Genomic DNA, 16,623 nt, shown 5'->3' with positions numbered 1-16,623 from the left:
TGCGGCATGACGGTGCAACTCGCAGTCGTAGGTCTCGGGTACGTCGGTCTGCCCCTCGCCAGGGAAGCCGCGGCGGTGGGGCTGAGCGTCGTCGGACACGATCTGGACCATGAGGTGGTGGACGCCCTCAACTCCGGCCGCTCGCACGTGGACGACGTCTCCGACGCCGATCTGCGGCACATGCTGGCCGCCGGGTTCACCGCCACCACCGGCCAGGAGTGCCTGGGGGAGGCGCAGACCATCGTCATCTGCGTCCCCACCCCGCTGTCCGTGGACGGCGGACCCGACCTCACCGCGGTCACCGGGGCCGTCGAGGCGGTCGCCGCGCGGCTGCGTCCCGGCGTCCTGGTCGTCCTGGAGTCGACGACCTACCCCGGCACCACCGACGAGGTCGTCCGGCCCATCCTCGAGGAGGGCTCGGGACTGCGCGCCGGACCGGACTTCGCCCTCGCCTTCTCACCCGAGCGCATCGACCCGGGCAACCTCACCCACAGCCTCCGCGACACCCCGAAGATCGTCGGCGGGCACACCCCCGGGTGCGCGGCGCGCGCCGTCGCGTTCTACGGCAAACTCGTCGACACCGTCGTCCGGGCCAAGGGCACCCGCGAGGCCGAGATGGCCAAGCTGCTGGAGAACACCTACCGCCACGTCAACATCGCGCTCGTCAACGAGCTGGCCGTGCTCTGCCGCGAACTGGGCGTGGACATCTGGAACGCCATCGACTGCGCCGCCACCAAGCCCTTCGGCTTCCAGGCCTTCCGGCCCGGCGCGGGCGTGGGCGGCCACTGCATCCCGATCGACCCCAACTACCTGTCCTACAAGGTCCGCACCCTCGGCTACGAGTTCCGCTTCGTCGAACTCGCCCGGGAGATCAACCACCGAATGCCGGAGTACGTGGTGCGCCGGGCGCAGGACCTGCTCAACACGGCGGGGAAGGCGCTGCACGGCTCGCGGGTGCTGCTGCTCGGCGTCACCTACAAGCCCGACGTCGCCGACCGGCGCGAGAGCCCCGCCGTGCCCGTGGCGCGGCTGCTGCGCAGGCTCGGCACCGGGATCTCCTTCCACGACCCCTTCGTGGACGTCTGGGAGGTCGACGGCGAGCCCGTCACCAGGGCGGGCGACCTGGCCGCGGCCCTGCGCGAGTACGACCTGACGATCCTCCTGCAGGACCACAGCGCCTACGACCTGCAGGTGGTGGCGGACCGGGCCCGCCTGCTGTTCGACACGCGCGGGCGGATCTTCCGGCCGGACGTCGAGGTGCTGTGATGCACGTACTGGTCGTCACCGTCGTGCACCACCCCGAGGACGCGCGCATCCTGCACCGGCAGATAGCCGCCCTCATCGCCCACGGGCACACCGTCACCTACGCCGCGCCCTTCACCGCCCGGGCGAGTCCGCCCCGCCCCGGGGTCGAGGGCGTCGACCTGCCCCGGGCCACCGGACGCGACCGTCGCGCGGCCGTCCGCGAGGCCCGGCGCCTGCTGGTGCGGCGCGGGCCCACCGTCGACGCCGTCGTGCTCCACGACCCCGAACTCCTGCTCACCCTGCCGCGCACCCTGCGGCACTGGCACCGCACGGGTGCCCGGCGGCCCGCCGTGGTGTGGGACGTCCACGAGGACACCGCCGCCGCCCTCGCCATGAAGGGCTGGGTGCCGCGGCCGCTGCGCCCGCCCCTGCGCCTCGTCGTGCGCGCGGCGGAACTCGCCGCCGAGCGGCATCTGCACCTGCTGCTCGCCGAGTACGCCTACCAGCGCCGGTTCCGCCGTCCGCACCCCGTGGTGCCCAACCTGGTCACCGTCCCCGAGGAGCCCCCGCCGGCGCCGGGCGACGAGCGGGTGGTCTACCTCGGGCAGATGTCCCGGGCCCGCGGCGCGGAGGAACTGGTCGCCATGGCACGGCTGCTGGCTCCGGACGTCCGCGTGGAGCTCATCGGCGCCGCCGACGGCGACGTCCGCGGAATGCTGGCGGCGGCCGACCGTGACGGCGTGCTGCGCTGGCACGGCTTCCTGCCCAACGACGCGGCCCTGGACCGGCTGCGTGGCGCCCTCGCCGGGGTGTCGCTGCTGCGCGACGAGGCGAACTACCGTCACTCGCGGCCCACCAAGGTCGTCGAGTACATGGCCTACGGCATCCCCGTCGTGAGCACCCCCAACCCCCTGGCCGCGGAACTGGTCCGCGGGCACGAGTGCGGCCTCCTCGTCCCGTTCCAGGCCCCCGCGGCGGCCGCCGACGCCGTTCGCCGCCTGCGCGACGACCCGGAACTGCGCCGCGCGATGGGCGCCCGCGGCCATGCCGCCGCCCGGGGCGCGCTGCACTGGCCGGACTGCGCGGCGCTCTTCGTCACGAGCCTGGAAGGCTGGGCGGTGGCGGCCGCCACCGCCGCGGACGAGCGCCCCCCGGTGGTGCCCCCGTCGTAGCCGGTCATCGGCAGCCGGGCCGCGGCGCGCTGCCCCGAATCCGCGGTCGCACACACGCCGTCGCGGCCGGGAGTGCCGCCTTGGCCACGGCGTCCGAGCGCCTCGGCTGGCGGGATCACCGGGTGCGGCTCCGAACCGGGGTCCACCACATGGTCGTTGGGTGCCGGCCCCGCCGCTCGGACCAGCTGTGACCGCGCGCCTCGGCGGCGTGCCCGTCGCGGCCGGGGTCAGCTGACGTGGGGTCCGTTGCGGCGCACTCCGTCCAGTTCGAGGACGAAGTCCGCGCCGAGGGCCGAGGAGGGCGTCTGGGTGCCGTGCGGCAGTCGCGGCAGCCGGGTCACGATGCGCAGCACCGAATCGACGGTCAGCGCATAGCCGTTGGGGGCCGACAGCGCCGCCTGGGCCTCGCCGCCGTGAGGGTCGCGGGCGCGGGCCCAGACCTGTGAACGGCCGCGCTGCAGCGCCCGTTCGCCGGGGCCGGTCAGGAAGCGGTCGACGCCCGCGCGGGCCAGCCGCCGTACCGGGCCGGCACCCAGCACGCGTGCCACCAGCGGGGCGCCCGGCAGCCAGGTGTACGTCGAGACGTTCGGGATGCCGGTCGAGTGGTAGGCCGTGCTGACGTCGCCCCAGGCGATGCCGGCGACGCGGCGCGGGCCGGAGCGGAAGGACGCCGTCACCCGGGGGTGCCCGAGCGGGACGTCGCGGATCACCCCGTCGACGCGGGCGCGGCCCCCGGCGCCCTTGTCGAGTGCCTCGAGCGCGGAGCGCGCCGTGCCGGGACTCGCGCCCCCGCCGGCCACGAAGGCGATGTCGAGGTGGGTGGCGGTGGGCAGAGCGGCGGCGACGGTGGCGGCCAGGCAGTCGGTCGGGACGACGTCGAACCCCGCCCCGGGCAGCAGGACCACGCCCGCCGCGCGGGCCCGGCCGCTCATCGCGTGCAGCGCCTCGAGCACGTCGATCTCGCCGGTGATGTCGAGGTAGTGCGTGCCGGTGTCCAGGCACGCCTCGGCCATCGGCAGCGCCGTCGCCGAGAAGGGCCCGGCGCAGTGCGCCACGGCGTCCACGTCCGCGAGCGCCGCGCGCAGCGCCGCCGGGTCGCCGAGGCCGACCACCCGGTGCTCCAGGCCGAGTCCGGCCGCGAGCGGGGCCAGCGCGGCGGCCGACCGGCCCGCGAGCACCGGGCGTTCCCCGCGGGCCACGGCCTCCTGTGCGACCAGGCGGCCGGTGTAGCCCGTCGCTCCGTACAGCAACCAGGTCATGCGGGTGTGCTCCCTCGTCCGTCGGGGGCCCGTGCCGGGACCCGGCACCGAAGCTACCGGTCGGCCGGCGGACCTCTCCCCCTCGCGGCGCGGGGCCCTGGTGCGTCGCGAGGAACCGCGGCCGCCGTTGAACCGCTTGCGGTCCGCGTCCGTTACCCCGGGTAAAGGGGGTGCGGCCGGTCCGTGCGCGCCCCCTGTCCCGATCCTGTCCCGTGAGGAGCCACCCCATGACCCCCAGTACCGCGCGTCCGGGCGACCGGACCGCAGCCGAGGTGGCCGCCGCGACCCGCGTCGACGCACGCACCTGGGACCTGACGGTGGCCTCGGCCGCGCTCGGCCGCCCGGCGGCGGTCCGGATCGTGCTGCCCGCGGACTTCGCGCGCGCGGCCGGGCGCACCTGGCCGGTGCTGTACCTGCTGCACGGGCCGCACGAGGACCACACCGCCTGGAGCCGGCAGGCGGCCGTCGAGGAGCTCACCGAGGGCGCCGGACTCATCCTCGCCATGCCGGACTGCGGTCCCGCGGGCCTGTCCAGCCGCTGGCTCGACGGTTCCGACTACGAGACCTTCCGACTGCGCGAACTCGACGGGCTGCTGCGCCGCGACCACCGGGCATCCGGCGTACGGGCGGTGGCGGGCGTCTCGACCGGCGGCCACGGCGCGATGGCCCACGCCGCCCGCCACCCGGGCGCCTTCCGTGCCGCCGCCTCCTTCAGCGGCATCCTGGACACCGCCTTCGCCGGGGTGCCCGCCGCCCTCGACGCCCTCCTGCTCCGCGAGAGCCTGTGGCCCGGGTCGCTGTGGGGCGACCCCGTCGACCACTGGGACACCTGGCGGGCCTTCAACCCCACGGCGCGCGCCGGAGGGTTGCGCGGCACGGCACTGTACGTGTCCTGCGGAAGCGGTGCCGCCCCGCTCGCGGGCGGCACCGAACTGCTGCCGGAGGTGCTGGAGAGCACCCTGTGGCCCACGCATGTCTTCGCCACCGCGCTGGAGCTCCGGGGCATCCCGGTGACGACGCACTACTACGAGGGTGGCCGGCACGAATGGACGTACTGGCGACGGGAGTTCGCCGCGGCGTGGCCGCTGCTCGCCCGTGCGCTCGGGCTGCCGGGGCCCTATGCCACCGCGCGCCGATGAGACGACGAGACGACGAGACGACGAGAGGGTGAGATGTTGAGCGGAAGGCCCCTAACGAGGGGGGCGGGCTCACTCGTTCCAGTGGCACTGCCTGCCCCGGACGTACCACCGGCGCGCGAGCCGCGTTGCAAGGGGACATGGACAGCAGCACACCCACGACCCGTGGATGCCTTCTCCAGGACCACCCGGAGCACCACCGGACCTTCGCCGAACTCACCGGCGCCTACTGGATGGACCCACCGATCTACACGGAACTCCTGGCCGACTGGCGGGCCCGCGGGCGCGCCGTCCCCGGGTCCGCGGCGCCGGACGTACCGCGCGCCGCGGGGTTCAGCGGCGGCACTCCGCCGCAACTGCCGCCTGGAACAGGGCCAGTTCCACCGAGGTAGGCGTGTGGAGGGTGCCCGTCCCGTCGGGGGGCACCAGCCACCGCAGGGCCCCCGCGGCCCGGTACGGGGGCGGTACGGCGATCCAGGCGCCCCGGCCGGCATAGCGGATCCCGGTGCCCACCCATCTGCTGACGGGGTCCGGTGGGAGGAAGAAGCCGACCCGGCGGGAGGCCGTGTCGGCGAGGGTGGGCCCGGGCTCCGTGCGGGGGAGGCGCAGCAGGGCGTCGAGGGCCAGCAGGCCGAGGTCCTCGGGCACGACGAGCACGTCCCAGAAACGCCCGGCGGGCAGCAGGACGGTCCCGCTCTCGCCGTGTTCCCATTCCCGCTTGCACGCCCGCGGATCCGCCGCGGCGGCGGCCAGCCACTCCATTGCCTGTTTCGGTGCCGCATTTCTCATACGCTCAACCTTGGTAGATATTTCTAACCGGCGGAAGGGGTGGCGGGGGATGGCGTTTTGGAACGCGAAACGCCTGTTTTCCGTACGCCTGTACGGCGTTGCGGCGCGGGCCCGCCGTGCCCTGTACGGCGGGCCGCGGGACGGTGCCGCACTGGACCGGCTGGTGAGGACGGCGGAGCGGCTGGACTACGGCGGCGGCCCGCCCGCGGCGGCGGACGGGGAGACGCGGAGCCAGGGCTGAGGGATTCCCGCCCGTCGGGAATTGCGGGGGATCGCCAGGGAATGCGCTCGGCCGGATGAGCGAAAAGCGCAAAGGCGTTTGAGTGCGTACGGAAAATGCGGGCCGGATGACCGACGGCCCGTTCCCGGGCGTTCCCGACGCGCACCGACGGGGCGCGGACGCGGACCGGGGTCGGCAGCCCGTCCCGGAACCGCGTCCCGAAAGCGCCCGGGCGGCCGCGGCCGCACCCGCGGGCCGGGCGCTCAGCCCGCCGGCGGGGCGCCCTCGTACGCCTTCGTCAGCAGCGCGCGCAGCTCGTCCGCGTCCGCCGGGCGCGGGTTGGCGTACGAGGCCGCGCCGACCAGCTCCACGACGCGGCCGACGCCGTCGGCCGGCAGACCGACCTCGGCCAGGGAGCGCGGCGCGCCGAGCCGCCCGCCCAGCTCCCACAGTCCGCGCGCCGGGTCCTCGGTGGCCAGCGCCCGGCGCAGCGCGGCCGTCGCGTCCGGCGCGGCCGGGGCGTTGAAGGCGAGCACGTACGGCAGCAGCACCGTGTGGATCGCGGAGTGCGGCAGGTCGAAGGCGCCGCCGAGCACATGGGCCAGCTTGTGGTGCAGGCCCATCGTGGTGGCCCCGAGGCACGCCCCGCACAGCCAGGCCCCGTACAGGGCCCGGCCGCGCGCGTCGAGGCCGCCGGGATCGGCGACGACACGGGGCAGCGCCTCCGCCAGGGCGCGGACCCCCTCCTCGGCCATCAGCGACACGACGGGGGTCGCGTCGGGGGCGTACAGCGCCTCGACCGCGTGGGCCAGGGCGTTGACGCCGCTGGTACCGGACAGCGCCGGCGGCATCGACAGGGTGAGCTCCGGGTCGTAGACGACGCTGCGCGGCAGGACGCGGCGGTCGCGGCCGGTGCGCTTGACGCCGTCCTCCGTCAGGCCCCACATCGGCGTCATCTCGGAGCCCGAGTAGGTCGTCGGCACGGCCAGCAGCGGCAGCCCGGTGCGCAGCGCGACCGCCTTGCCCAGGCCGACCGCGGAACCGCCGCCGACCGCGACCAGCCCGTCGGCGTCCAGGTCCCGCGCCACCGCGACGGCCTCGTCGGCCACCTTCACCGGCACGTGCATCACCGCGCCCGGGTGGACGCCCGCGCAGACGGTACCGAGGGACGCGGCGACGGAGCGCGCGGTGTCCTCGCCGTGCCGGCCCGAGAGGACCAGCACGCGGCGCAGACCGAGGCGTCCGGTCTCCTCGGCCACGGCCGTGGTGGCGGCCCCGGCGCGGAAGACGACCCGCATCGGCAGCGCCTCGTGGACGAACTCCGGGCTCATGACCGCTGCAGCACGATGTCGAAGTTCGCCAGCCGGAAGGGGTTGGCCACGCCGTACCCGGCCGCCCGCTCCGGGTCGTCCACCTCGGTGAACTCCTGGACCAGGCTCTTCTTCACCGCGAAGACCGCGTCCGACTCCAGGTAGGGGCTGTCCTGCACGAAGACGTGCGTGGTGACCGGCTGGTGGCCCTCGGCGGCCGCGATGAAGTGGATGTGCGCGGGCCGGTACGGGTGGCGCTCCGTGGCGTTCAGCAGTCCGCCGACGGGGCCGTCGGTCGGAATCGGGTAGTGCGCGGGGACGACGGTGCGGAACCGGAAGCGGCCCTCCCCGTCGGCCTCGAACAGCCCGCGCCCGTTGCCCTGGGGCTGCTCGCCCGGCTGCTGGACGTCGTAGAAGCCCTGGTCGTCGGCCTGCCACACGTCGACCTTCGCGCCGGGCAGCGGAGTGCCGTCCACGGAGACCACGCGCCCGGTGACCACGCAGGGCTCGCCGGAGCCGATCAGGTCGATCGCGTCGCCGAACTCCCGCTCCGGGGAGTCGACCATGTGGAACGGGCCCAGCACGGTCGAGTCGGTGGCGCCCTCCCCGGCCGACTTCCGCTGGTTGATCGTCTCGACCAGCATCGAGACGCCGAGCACGTCGGACAGCAGGATGAACTCCTGCCGCGTGTCGGTGGAGGCATGCCCGGTGCGCGTGAGGAAGCCGATCGCCGCCTCCCACTCCTCCATCGTGGGTTCGATGTCCCGGACGAAGTCGTGGAGGTGCCGGGTCAGACTGCCGAGGATCTCCCGCAGCCGCGGGTCGGGCGTCCGGGCGAAGCTCTCCACCACGGCGGGGGTGGCGCTCAGTTCGTTGAAGTCCATGGTCTCTCCTCGTCAGTCCCGTCCCAGGATGCGCCGCAGCGCAGCGCCGAGCACGGCCCGCGCCTCGGCGTCGTCGGCGGCCCCGTCGGCGCGCCGGAAAGCGATGTAGAGGTCCGGCCGCACGAGCAGCGCGCCCGTGTCGCCGATGCCGCGCAGTCGCGCCCAGTCGCCGTACGGGTCCTCGTACGCGCGCCCGGGGCCGACCACCGCGGTCGCGATGTCCAGTCCCAGCTCGGCGCCCGCCGCACGGGCCGCCGCCACCCACGCCTCGCCGCCGATGCCGGTCAGCAGCGTGAACCGGCCCCCACCACCGAGGTCGAGGGTCGACAGCGTGCGGGTGCCCGCCGTCAGCCAGGCGTGCGGCAGCTTGGCGCCGGGGCGGCTGCTCGGCTGGTGGTACAGCTCGGGGTCGCGGTCGAAGCCCGGGTCGGCGGTGCCGTCCGGGACGACCGCCGCCGAGGCGTAGCGCTGGTTGAGCTCCACGCCGTGCGCGTTGAACTCGTACCGCTTGAAGTCGATCGCCTCGCGCAGCCGGGCGCGCCGCTTCTCGCCGGCCGGGGTCGCCTCCTTGCGGGACTCCATGTTGGCCAGGAGCTGCTCGGGGCTCTGGGGGGTGAGCAGGTCCAGGGCGTCGAAGACCGGGGCGGTCTCGCCGATCGACTTGTTGGCGCGGGTGACGATCTGCCTGCCGACCGGCGCCCGCTCGTCGGTGTAGGTGTCCAGCAGCGAGGGCGCGGCCGCGCCGTCCAGGACCAGCTTCAGCTTCCAGGCCAGGTTGTAGGCGTCCTGGATGGAGGTGTTGGAGCCGAGCCCGTTGGACGGCGGGTGCCGGTGGGTGGCGTCGCCGGCGCAGAAGACCCGGCCGTTCGAGTAGCTCTCGGCATACATCTCGTTGACCGTCCACGCCGAGGAGGAGCGGATGGTCACCGGGATGTCGTCGTCGCCGATGAGCTGCCGGACCACCGACAGGGCGTACTCCTCGGTGAGGTCCGGGGGCGCGCCCTCGACGTCGTAGCCCCACACGATGAGCCACTCGTTCCACGGCCGCACGCAGCGCACCAGGCCCGCGCCGATGCCGCCCACGGTCGCGCCGGGGGTGAGCACCCAGTACAGGGTGCTGGGGCGGTGGGCGACGTACCGGGACAGGTCGGCCTCGAAGACGATGTTGACGCTGCCCGCCACGCCCATCTTGCCGCCCATGGGCAGCCCGGCGTCCTCGGCGACCTTGCTGCGTCCGCCGTCGGCGCCGATCAGGTACTTGGCGCGGATCGCGTAAGCGTCGCCGCGCAGCCGGTCCTCCACCACGACGGTCACGCCGTCGGCGTCCTGCTCGAAGGACTTGTAGACGGTGCTGTAGCGAAGCCGGGTGCCGCGCGCCACGGCCGCCTCGACCAGGACCGGCTCCATCCAGTTCTGCGGCATGTCGCACATGCGGCTCGGGCTCGCGAGGTCGTGCGCGGCCTGCACCAGCGGGTCGTTGCCCCAGGAGCGAAGGCGCCCCAGCTCCTCGCCCGCGAGGCTGGTGCAGAAGACGGTGTTCCCCATCAGGTGCTGGGGAGTGGCCCGGGCGACGACCTCCTGTTCGACACCGAGGTCGCGCAGCACCTCCATGGTGCGCTGGTTGGTGATGTGGGCCCGTGGGGTGTCGGCCAGCCTGGCGTGGCGCGTGACCACGATGTTCGGCACCCCGTAGGTGCTCAGCGCGAGTGCGGCGCTCGCCCCGGCCGGCCCACTGCCCACGATGAGCACATCGGTCTCTACTCGCCTTTGGGTAGACACTTAACGCAGGCTCCATTCACTCAGGGAGGGCGGCTCTTATGACCAGGACGGTAAGGCGCACAGCAGGCTCCGGCGTGTCTCACGTTGAGACGGCGCCGACGGCGACGGCGCAGCTCACGGGCCGCGAGTACCTGCGGGTGAGCTTCGACACCTCGGGCGAGGAGCGTTCGCCGCGGGAGCAGCACGAGGAGAACGAGGTCGTGGCCGACGGCTTCGGCATTGCCCTCGGTGTGCCGTACAAGGACGTCGGCAGCGCCAGCCGCTTCGCTAAGAAGGTCCGCGACGGCTTCGTGCAGCTCATGGCCGACCTGGAGGCCGACACCTTCGGCGCCGACGTGCTCCAGATGTGGGAGGGCAGCCGGGGCAGCCGCAAGCCCCGCGAGTGGCTTGACCTGATCGACGTCTGCCAGCAGCGTGGGATCAAGATCCTCATCACCACGGAAAACCGGCTGTACGACCTCGCCAACTGGAGGGACCGGCAGCGCCTCAAGGAGGACGCCATCAAGGCCGAGTCCGAGTCCGAGCAGACCCGGGAGCGCGTCATGCGCGGGCTCAACGCCAACGTCCGCAACGGCCGCCCCCACGGGCCGGTCCCGTACGGCTACCGGCGCACGTACCGCAACGTCCGCAACCCCAACGGCCGCTCCGTCCGCAAGCCCGACCAGCAGCTCCCCGAGCCCGCAGAGGCCCTGAATGTGATCGACCTGCTCCAGCAGATCGACGCCGGTCGCACCATGGCCGCGATCGAACGGGACTGGGCAGCCCGGGGGATCGTCTCCCGCAACGGCGTGCCCTTCTCCGCGCAGACGCTGCGCCAGACCGCCCTCAAGCTCTGCCACATCGGCAAGCGCGAACACCACGGCCAGGTCGTGAATGCGGCGTGGCCGGTCGTCGCCGACTTCGAGGGGTCGCCGATGTCGGCGGAGGAGTTCGTGGACCTGTTCCACCGGGTGCGGTCGGTCCTCAAAGACCCGAAGCGCGTCACCACCACGGGCGGCCCGGCGCGCCACGCCTACTCCATGACCCTCCGCTGCGATGCCTGCGGCGGCCCGATGACTGTCAGCTTCTCGCCGCCCATGGCCACGCCCGACGACCCGTACTACGCCTGCCGTGACCGAGGCTGCACCCGCATCAACAAGGCCGACGTGGACGGCATCCTCACCGCCGAGATCTGCGCCAAGCTGGCCCGGCCCGACGTCTACGCGGCGATCTCCTCCACGCCCGGCGACGGCCGAGAGCTGGCAGTCGTCCGCTCCGATCTCTCCACCCGGCGCGCCCGGCTGGCCGCCTTCGAGGCCGAGGACCCCGAGACCCCGGCCGAGGCCCGGCTGATCGGCCGGACGATCGAGCGTCTGGAGGCGGAGATCCGGGAGCTGGTCGCCCATGAGGCCGAGCTGACCCGGCCCAACCCGCTGGCGGAGCTGTTCGAGCCCGGACAGGACGTGGAGCGTCGCTGGGAGGCCACCCAGGTCCCGGCCCAGCGGGCTATCGCCGCGCTGCTTCTGTCCCCGGCGATGCTGGGTCAGGTGCGGGTCGTTCCGGCCGCGAAGCGAGGGCTCCCGGCGGCTGAGCGCCTGGTCTGGTACACGACGGAGTAGCCCGCCCCGCTGCCGTCTGAGCCCCCGGCACCGCGAGGCGTCGGGGGCTTCGTACGTCCGGGTGCTCTCCGGCCGTCAGGCGGGCTTCTCCGGCTTCGACACGAAGCTGCCCATCCCCGGCTCGGTGTAGATCGCGCCCTCGTCGCGCAGGGCCCGGTGAACCTTCTGGCCGGTGGCGGCGGCGATGCCGAATTCGGCCTGCAACTGGATCACCGACGGCACGCGCGTACCGGGGGCGTAGGTGCCGTCGGCAATGCGCTTTCTCACGATGTCGGCGACCTGCTTCCAGCGTGGCCGGTCGGGGGCCCATTCGATCATGCCTCCCACCTTGGCGGACCACACCGCTCCAGGCGAGATATGCCGCACTAGGTATGCCATAGCACGCCTCGGGTACGGTGAGTAACGACAGACCCCGGCGGCCGGTGAGGGCCCCGGGGCGTGGCCGACTTTTGGGGAGTCGACATGGCCGATCGTACTGAGTGGCAGTGGCGTGACACAGGCAGCGGACCCGGCGCCTTGCAGCGGGTCCGGGTGAACCCGGAGACCGACCCCGTCGGCCGCCACGTGCTGATGGCCCTCGGGTCGTCGCTGGCGGCCCACCGTGAGCTGCTGGACCACCTGGGCACCTGCGCCGACTGCGAGGACGTCACCGGCTGCCTGGAAGCTCAGCGCCTTCGCCGGGTCTACCGCGAGCTGCGCCCGTAACTGGGCATCGCCATTTGCGAGTTCGGCCCCCGTCGGCACGCCCGGCGGGGGCCGTTCCATGTCAGCCGCGATGTTGGACCCACACGGCGATGAGGCTGATCGCCGTGGTGCCGGTGGCGAACGACGCGCCACGGATCAACTGCGCGACGGCGAGGCGCCGGTGTCGGGTGATCCACCGGCGGGCCCGGCTCGGGCCTCCGAGAGGCCGCTTGCGCTCGGGTATGCCCGGGGTCTTATCCTGCATGTCAGGTGTTCCTTTCGTGGTCTTTAGCGGACGTGGGGAATGCCGTGCGAAGAGTCCTCGCCCCTGCGCCTGAGAAACCGGGGGTCTGGGCTCTTTTGCACGTACGAGCACTGTACGAGGTGCGCCGTTCCAGTTGAAATCGAGTCGCGCGCTGGGTTGTTGCCCATTTTGAGCACGTTGTCCGCACGCTAGGGGCACGCTTGGAACACAGTGCAACGCAGCGAAACGCGTCGACACGCATGCACCCTCCCGAAAAGATCTTGTGTGACGTGCGCCACATTCGGGCTCGGGGTGTGTCTCATGTGGCCTGTGTTGGGGCCGGGGTTGCCGACGCTGTGGGGCGCGGCGAGGTGTCCACCCCTCCGGGTCTCGGTGGGTGCATTAGCACTCTACGAGAATTCCCCATTGCGTCTATCGGCGAATTCGGAGCCTGGCTACTCAACTAGCTCCAGGAATCTCCAGTTAGGAACCGATCGGCTCTAGGTAGCTCTCGATCGGTACCCGATAGGCACCACATAGGAACTCAAAAATTCGCTCTGTGGCGTCCGTCACTCACGCTTGATCGACTGGCCGGGCCGAGAGGCGGGCGACTCCGGAAAGATCATGGGATTTCAGGGGTCAGACTGATCTTCGAGGGCTCCACCGGCCTGGTTTCCTCCTTGCGCCGGGCCGGTGCAGTCCGCGAGGAGGCCCACCATGAGCACCTATCCCCGACCCCACGCCATCCGCTCCGCCCCGGCCAGCCTGACCGAGCGCGTGATGACCTACCTGCGCAAGACCAAGGCCGCCGGGCTCGACAACGGCCGTGGCTGCGAGACCATCGCCTACGCCATCCAGGCCCGCGACCGCGACGAGCTGCGGGCCGTGCTCCGGCGGCTGGTGGAGTCCGGCCGGGCCGAGGTGACTCCCGGCTCCAGCACCGCGCCCTACGCCGCGAACCACGACGGCCAGCCCACCCGCTGGAGGGTTGCCTCGTGAGCACTGCGAAGAACGGTCAGTCCCGGCCCAACTCCGCCCTCGTCGCGCAGCAGCAGCGCCTCGCGTTCCAGCTCAAGATGGGGGGCAAGTCCAACGACTACATCGCCGAAGCCCTCGGGGTCAGCAAGGGCACCGTGGCCAACCGGCTCAAGGCTGCCCGTCAGGAGTACGTCGGCCCGGTCGCCGAGGAGTACGTAGCCGAGCGCGAAGCCGAGCTGGTCGAGTCGTCCCGCGTGGCCTGGAACACGGCCATCAGCACCCGGGACGAGGACGTCCGGCTGCGTGCCCTGGAGACCTACCGCCGTCTCAACGAGTCCCGCCGCAAGCTGCGCGGCGCCGACGCCCTTGACGAGGCGATGCGGGTCGCGATCGAGGCCCGAACCGAGCTTGAGTCGACGGTTGTGGCCGGGGCGATTATCGACGTGATCGAGCGGCTTCAACTGCTCCCCGCGCAGAAGGACTTCGCGTTCGCTGTCGCTCAGTTCGCGCTGTCCCCCGACAACCACCCCGACCCCGGCCGGGTACCGGACGCCCAGCCTCAGTTCGTGGAGCCGCGCCCGTACCGCATGGGGCGCAAGCTCTGTGTCGACGTCGGCGGGCGCCGCTTCGTGCTGGACGACAGCCCACAGGTGATTCAGGGCGAGGTCGTCCGCCCCGAGCTGGAAGCCCCTCAGTTCCCGTCTGAGGAGCCCGCAGACGACCCCTGGCCCAACGCCAGCGAAGCCACCTCCGAGCCCGTGAGCGAGGAGCCTCCGGCCGCTCCGGTCGACGCCTCGCCCTCGCTGGACGACGTCCGCCGCCAGGAGCAGGCGCAGTGGAGCGCGGTGCCCGGCTACGTCGGCGCCCGCGTCAGCGGCACCCACCTGAGCAGCAACCTCACCTGACCGAGCCGCTTGCCGGCTCGATGTCACAACGTCCGACAACGTCAGATGAAATGCATGCCTGGCGAGGCCGTCCGCGCATACCCTCCCGACCATGTACATAGCTGCTGATGCCTGGTGGGCGGACTGGCCGAAGTTCGCCCCCGGCTGGCTCGCGTTCCTCGTCACCTCGGGAACGCTTATCCGCAAGGGGTGGCACCGCCGCCACAAGCTGGCCCTTGGCCCCGCCGACAACGAGGTGCGCGACGCCCTCAAGTCCGTGCGCAGCCTGTTCGAGGACATCACCGGGGGAGGCAAGTCCGTCGACTGGTTCACCGATGACGAACGCCGGGAGACCGACCGGGCCCTGCGGGACCTCGCCGAGCGCCGGACGGACAAGCCCCTGAAGGCCGCCATGAACAAGGTTGCCGACTCCTGGAATGAGGCGTTCTCCTACGCGCCGCCTCCACGGGTGCTTTTTACCGTCGGTGTCGAGACCGCCGGGGAGCGTCAGGAACGGTTGGACCGCCTGGAACGTACGGCCAAGCAGGTCGAGTTCGCCCACCTGGGCCTGCTGCACGTGAAGGCCGCGCTCGCCCGGCTGAACGAGCTGGAGCAGAAGACCACCGGCCGCTGAGCACACGAGAGCCCCGGGAGGTCCAGCCTCCCGGGGCCTGCCGCAGCTCTCGGCCATCTCAGCCGACGTCGCGTCCAACTACGTCGCCACCCAGAACGGCAGCCTGATCTTCAAGTACCGGCGGCCCGATGGCAGCAGCTTCAACGTCAGCCGTCCGGATGCCCCGCCGCTCGACCCCGAGACCGGCAAGCCCCGCAAGTACCTCCACCCCAAGGGCGGGCGCGGCCTCGCCGTGCACGAGCTGGTGGCCGAGCGGGCGTCGGACGTCAAGGCACCGCTGATCGTCGTGGGCACCAAGCAGTACCTCGCGGTGGTGTCCGCCGTGCTAGGGCAGCGCCTGTTCCCGGTCGGGATGAGCGGCATCCGCAACTGGCAGTGGAAGCCCGACAAGGAGCGCCTGGGGGAGAAGGCGCCTTCGGTGCCCCTGCCGGACTGGGGGTGGGTACCGCTGCGGGGCCGCCGGGCGTACGTGATCCCTGACGGCGACTACGCCGACAACGCCGACGTGCGCGCCGGTGCGGATGCCTTGATCGAGTGGCTGGCGTCGCAGGGCGCCGAGGCCCACCGCGTGACCGTCCCGCTGGTCGACGAGGACCCGAAGACCGGCATGGACGACTACCTCGCCAGCCTGCCGGAGACGGGCCGTCAGAAGGCCGTCCTGAGCCTGCTCCAGGAGGCCGAGGACGACTCGGACGACTTCTTTCTCGGGTGGGACGACCTGATGGACCTGCCGCCGGTCGAGCCGCTGATCCACGGCATGCTCAACCAGGCGTCGATCGTGTGGCTGTCCGGCAAGTTCGGCACCTACAAGACCTTCCTCGCGCTGGCGTGGGCGTGCTGCGTGGCGACTGGCAGGGCGTGGGAGGGCCACGGGGTCGAGAAGCCGGGGCCGGTCGTCTACGTCGCCGCCGAGGGCCACCGGGGCTTCAAGGGCCGGGCCCTGGCGTGGGCTTCAGGGTTCAACGGCGGGCAGCCGGTCAGGAACCTGATCGTCACCCCGAGGGGGCTGGACCCCCGCGAGCCGGGGGACATGGCCAAGCTGACCCGGCAGGTCAAGAAGGTCGGCGCGGTGATGGTCGTGTTCGACACCCTGCACCGCTGCGCGCCGGGGATGGACGAGAACAGCAACAAGGACATGGGCCTCGCCTTCTCCGGCATCCAGAAGCTCAAGGACGACACCGGGGTGACCGCGCTCGTGCTGCACCACACGGGCTACGCGGGCGACCGCGCACGTGGCGCCTCCTCGCAGGAGGACGACGCCGACGACGCGTACTCGATCCGGCTCGGGGTGGACGGCAAGGCCGAGGACCGCGCACCCGGCACCCCGCGCATCCTCAAGCGGCGCAAGTCCAAGGAGGGCGAGGCCGGGGACGAGTTCCGGCTGAAGCTCGTCAAGGTCCCTCACGACCCGTTCGACCCGGCGTCGGGCGAGGCGTACGTGGCGCTGATGGACCCGGCCGAGTCGTTCGTAGGGGAGCCGGAAACCCCCGTGGACCGGCTGGTGCGGGAGATGGACGAGGCGGGTCTGCCGGTGGGGCTGAGCTACGTGAAGTCCGAGGCGTGGCTCAAGGACAAGGGGATCCAGATCCCAGGGCGCAAGGACAGCAAGCTCCAAGCCCTCAAGCTCAGGAGTTCCCGCGCCGAGGCCGCCGGTACCGCCGGTACCCCCTAAGAGGGGGGGTACCGGGGTACCGGCCCCGGTACCCGAGCGGTACCCGTGGATGGGAACCGGTATCACCCCAGGTGAGAGCTGGCGAGTGGTGGTACCGGTTCCCGGCAAAACCGGTACCCGGTACCGGTCGGGTAC

General features: G+C 72.5%; 17 protein-coding genes. 10 read left to right on the top strand and 7 right to left on the bottom strand.

Translation table 11 applies throughout. The annotated features are described in order from the left end of the window. Positions 1-6: 6 nt before the first annotated feature. Together OIE69_RS08720 and OIE69_RS08715 are read left to right on the top strand one after the other, a co-directional pair. The gene (locus OIE69_RS08720; protein ID WP_326571372.1) at positions 7-1,266 is read left to right on the top strand and encodes a nucleotide sugar dehydrogenase; all 1,260 of its coding nucleotides are present in this window, start codon (positions 7-9) and stop codon (positions 1,264-1,266) included. Then, positions 1,266-2,417 (top strand): glycosyltransferase, encoded by a 1,152-nt coding sequence (locus OIE69_RS08715; RefSeq protein WP_326571371.1) that lies wholly within the window; start codon positions 1,266-1,268, stop codon positions 2,415-2,417. The genes OIE69_RS08720 and OIE69_RS08715 overlap by 1 nt, the downstream gene beginning before the upstream one ends. 227 nt (positions 2,418-2,644) lie before the next feature. Here OIE69_RS08715 and OIE69_RS08710 read toward each other — a convergent pair whose 3' ends face one another. Continuing rightward, positions 2,645-3,676 carry a saccharopine dehydrogenase family protein gene (locus OIE69_RS08710; protein ID WP_326571370.1) on the bottom strand — a complete coding sequence of 344 codons (1,032 nt, stop codon included), beginning with the start codon at positions 3,674-3,676 and terminating at the stop codon, positions 2,645-2,647. Between the two features lie 227 nt (positions 3,677-3,903). Here OIE69_RS08710 and OIE69_RS08705 point away from each other — a divergent pair, with 227 nt between their 5' ends. After that, positions 3,904-4,815 carry an alpha/beta hydrolase gene (locus tag OIE69_RS08705; protein WP_326571369.1) on the top strand — a complete coding sequence of 304 codons (912 nt, stop codon included), beginning with the start codon at positions 3,904-3,906 and terminating at the stop codon, positions 4,813-4,815. A gap of 330 nt (positions 4,816-5,145) precedes the next feature. On the opposite strand, the gene OIE69_RS08700 is transcribed toward OIE69_RS08705, so the two are convergent. After that, entirely contained in the window at positions 5,146-5,601 is a 456-nt protein-coding gene (locus OIE69_RS08700; protein ID WP_326571368.1) for a hypothetical protein, read from the bottom strand. Between the two features lie 49 nt (positions 5,602-5,650). Here OIE69_RS08700 and OIE69_RS08695 point away from each other — a divergent pair, with 49 nt between their 5' ends. Further along, positions 5,651-5,842 carry a hypothetical protein gene (locus OIE69_RS08695; RefSeq protein WP_326571367.1) on the top strand — a complete coding sequence of 64 codons (192 nt, stop codon included), beginning with the start codon at positions 5,651-5,653 and terminating at the stop codon, positions 5,840-5,842. A gap of 242 nt (positions 5,843-6,084) precedes the next feature. Here OIE69_RS08695 and OIE69_RS08690 read toward each other — a convergent pair whose 3' ends face one another. The 3 genes from OIE69_RS08690 to OIE69_RS08680 are packed head-to-tail and all read right to left on the bottom strand — an operon-like array spanning position 6,085 to position 9,794. After that, positions 6,085-7,152, bottom strand: coding sequence for a maleylacetate reductase (locus OIE69_RS08690; RefSeq protein WP_326571366.1), 1,068 nt, complete (start codon positions 7,150-7,152; stop codon positions 6,085-6,087). Continuing rightward, positions 7,149-8,015 (bottom strand): dioxygenase family protein, encoded by an 867-nt coding sequence (locus OIE69_RS08685; protein WP_326571365.1) that lies wholly within the window; start codon positions 8,013-8,015, stop codon positions 7,149-7,151. Before OIE69_RS08685 ends, OIE69_RS08690 begins: the two co-directional genes overlap by 4 nt. 12 nt (positions 8,016-8,027) lie before the next feature. After that, positions 8,028-9,794 carry an FAD-dependent oxidoreductase gene (locus OIE69_RS08680; protein WP_326571364.1) on the bottom strand — a complete coding sequence of 589 codons (1,767 nt, stop codon included), beginning with the start codon at positions 9,792-9,794 and terminating at the stop codon, positions 8,028-8,030. A 74-nt stretch (positions 9,795-9,868) separates the two neighbouring features. On the opposite strand from OIE69_RS08680, the gene OIE69_RS08675 reads away from it, so the two are divergent. Continuing rightward, positions 9,869-11,392 carry a recombinase family protein gene (locus tag OIE69_RS08675; protein ID WP_326571363.1) on the top strand — a complete coding sequence of 508 codons (1,524 nt, stop codon included), beginning with the start codon at positions 9,869-9,871 and terminating at the stop codon, positions 11,390-11,392. Positions 11,393-11,467: 75 nt separating this feature from the next. On the opposite strand, the gene OIE69_RS08670 is transcribed toward OIE69_RS08675, so the two are convergent. Then, positions 11,468-11,710: a GntR family transcriptional regulator gene (locus OIE69_RS08670; RefSeq protein ID WP_326571362.1), complete on the bottom strand. Its 243-nt coding sequence runs from the start codon at positions 11,708-11,710 to the stop codon at positions 11,468-11,470. 144 nt (positions 11,711-11,854) lie between these two features. On the opposite strand from OIE69_RS08670, the gene OIE69_RS08665 reads away from it, so the two are divergent. Continuing rightward, positions 11,855-12,097, top strand: coding sequence for a hypothetical protein (locus tag OIE69_RS08665; RefSeq protein ID WP_326571361.1), 243 nt, complete (start codon positions 11,855-11,857; stop codon positions 12,095-12,097). Between the two features lie 61 nt (positions 12,098-12,158). Here OIE69_RS08665 and OIE69_RS08660 read toward each other — a convergent pair whose 3' ends face one another. Continuing rightward, positions 12,159-12,341, bottom strand: coding sequence for a hypothetical protein (locus OIE69_RS08660; RefSeq protein ID WP_326571360.1), 183 nt, complete (start codon positions 12,339-12,341; stop codon positions 12,159-12,161). Positions 12,342-13,037: 696 nt separating this feature from the next. Here OIE69_RS08660 and OIE69_RS08655 point away from each other — a divergent pair. The 4 genes from OIE69_RS08655 to OIE69_RS08640 all read left to right on the top strand — a co-directional run bounded on the left by OIE69_RS08655 (position 13,038) and on the right by OIE69_RS08640 (position 16,488). Continuing rightward, on the top strand, positions 13,038-13,319 hold the full coding sequence (locus tag OIE69_RS08655; protein ID WP_326571359.1) for a hypothetical protein: 282 nt from the start codon (positions 13,038-13,040) through the stop codon (positions 13,317-13,319). After that, positions 13,316-14,203, top strand: coding sequence for a sigma factor-like helix-turn-helix DNA-binding protein (locus OIE69_RS08650; RefSeq protein WP_326571358.1), 888 nt, complete (start codon positions 13,316-13,318; stop codon positions 14,201-14,203). The genes OIE69_RS08655 and OIE69_RS08650 overlap by 4 nt, the downstream gene beginning before the upstream one ends. 91 nt (positions 14,204-14,294) lie before the next feature. Beyond that, positions 14,295-14,816, top strand: a complete 522-nt coding sequence (locus OIE69_RS08645; RefSeq protein ID WP_326571357.1) for a hypothetical protein — start codon at positions 14,295-14,297, stop codon at positions 14,814-14,816. Between the two features lie 232 nt (positions 14,817-15,048). Further along, positions 15,049-16,488, top strand: a complete 1,440-nt coding sequence (locus OIE69_RS08640) for an AAA family ATPase (RefSeq protein WP_326571356.1) — start codon at positions 15,049-15,051, stop codon at positions 16,486-16,488. Positions 16,489-16,623: the final 135 nt, after the last annotated feature.

This window comes from Actinacidiphila glaucinigra, assembly GCF_035918135.1.
Taxonomy (GTDB): domain Bacteria; phylum Actinomycetota; class Actinomycetes; order Streptomycetales; family Streptomycetaceae; genus Actinacidiphila; species Actinacidiphila glaucinigra.
This window is presented reverse-complemented; position numbering and strand designations above follow the sequence as displayed.

Bases quoted from the DNA above. Each gene is read 5' to 3' on its own strand.
- OIE69_RS08710 (WP_326571370.1), bottom strand. From the start codon at position 3,676: ATGACCTGGTTGCTGTACGGAGCGACGGGCTACACCGGCCGCCTGGTC.
- OIE69_RS08655 (WP_326571359.1), top strand. From the start codon at position 13,038: ATGAGCACCTATCCCCGACCCCACGCCATCCGCTCCGCCCCGGCCAGC.
- OIE69_RS08715 (WP_326571371.1), top strand. From the start codon at position 1,266: ATGCACGTACTGGTCGTCACCGTCGTGCACCACCCCGAGGACGCGCGC.
- OIE69_RS08705 (WP_326571369.1), top strand. From the start codon at position 3,904: ATGACCCCCAGTACCGCGCGTCCGGGCGACCGGACCGCAGCCGAGGTG.
- OIE69_RS08645 (WP_326571357.1), top strand. From the start codon at position 14,295: ATGTACATAGCTGCTGATGCCTGGTGGGCGGACTGGCCGAAGTTCGCC.
- OIE69_RS08720 (WP_326571372.1), top strand. From the start codon at position 7: ATGACGGTGCAACTCGCAGTCGTAGGTCTCGGGTACGTCGGTCTGCCC.
- OIE69_RS08660 (WP_326571360.1), bottom strand. From the start codon at position 12,341: ATGCAGGATAAGACCCCGGGCATACCCGAGCGCAAGCGGCCTCTCGGA.
- OIE69_RS08695 (WP_326571367.1), top strand. From the start codon at position 5,651: ATGGCGTTTTGGAACGCGAAACGCCTGTTTTCCGTACGCCTGTACGGC.
- OIE69_RS08670 (WP_326571362.1), bottom strand. From the start codon at position 11,710: ATGATCGAATGGGCCCCCGACCGGCCACGCTGGAAGCAGGTCGCCGAC.
- OIE69_RS08665 (WP_326571361.1), top strand. From the start codon at position 11,855: ATGGCCGATCGTACTGAGTGGCAGTGGCGTGACACAGGCAGCGGACCC.
- OIE69_RS08685 (WP_326571365.1), bottom strand. From the start codon at position 8,015: ATGGACTTCAACGAACTGAGCGCCACCCCCGCCGTGGTGGAGAGCTTC.
- OIE69_RS08700 (WP_326571368.1), bottom strand. From the start codon at position 5,601: ATGAGAAATGCGGCACCGAAACAGGCAATGGAGTGGCTGGCCGCCGCC.
- OIE69_RS08690 (WP_326571366.1), bottom strand. From the start codon at position 7,152: ATGAGCCCGGAGTTCGTCCACGAGGCGCTGCCGATGCGGGTCGTCTTC.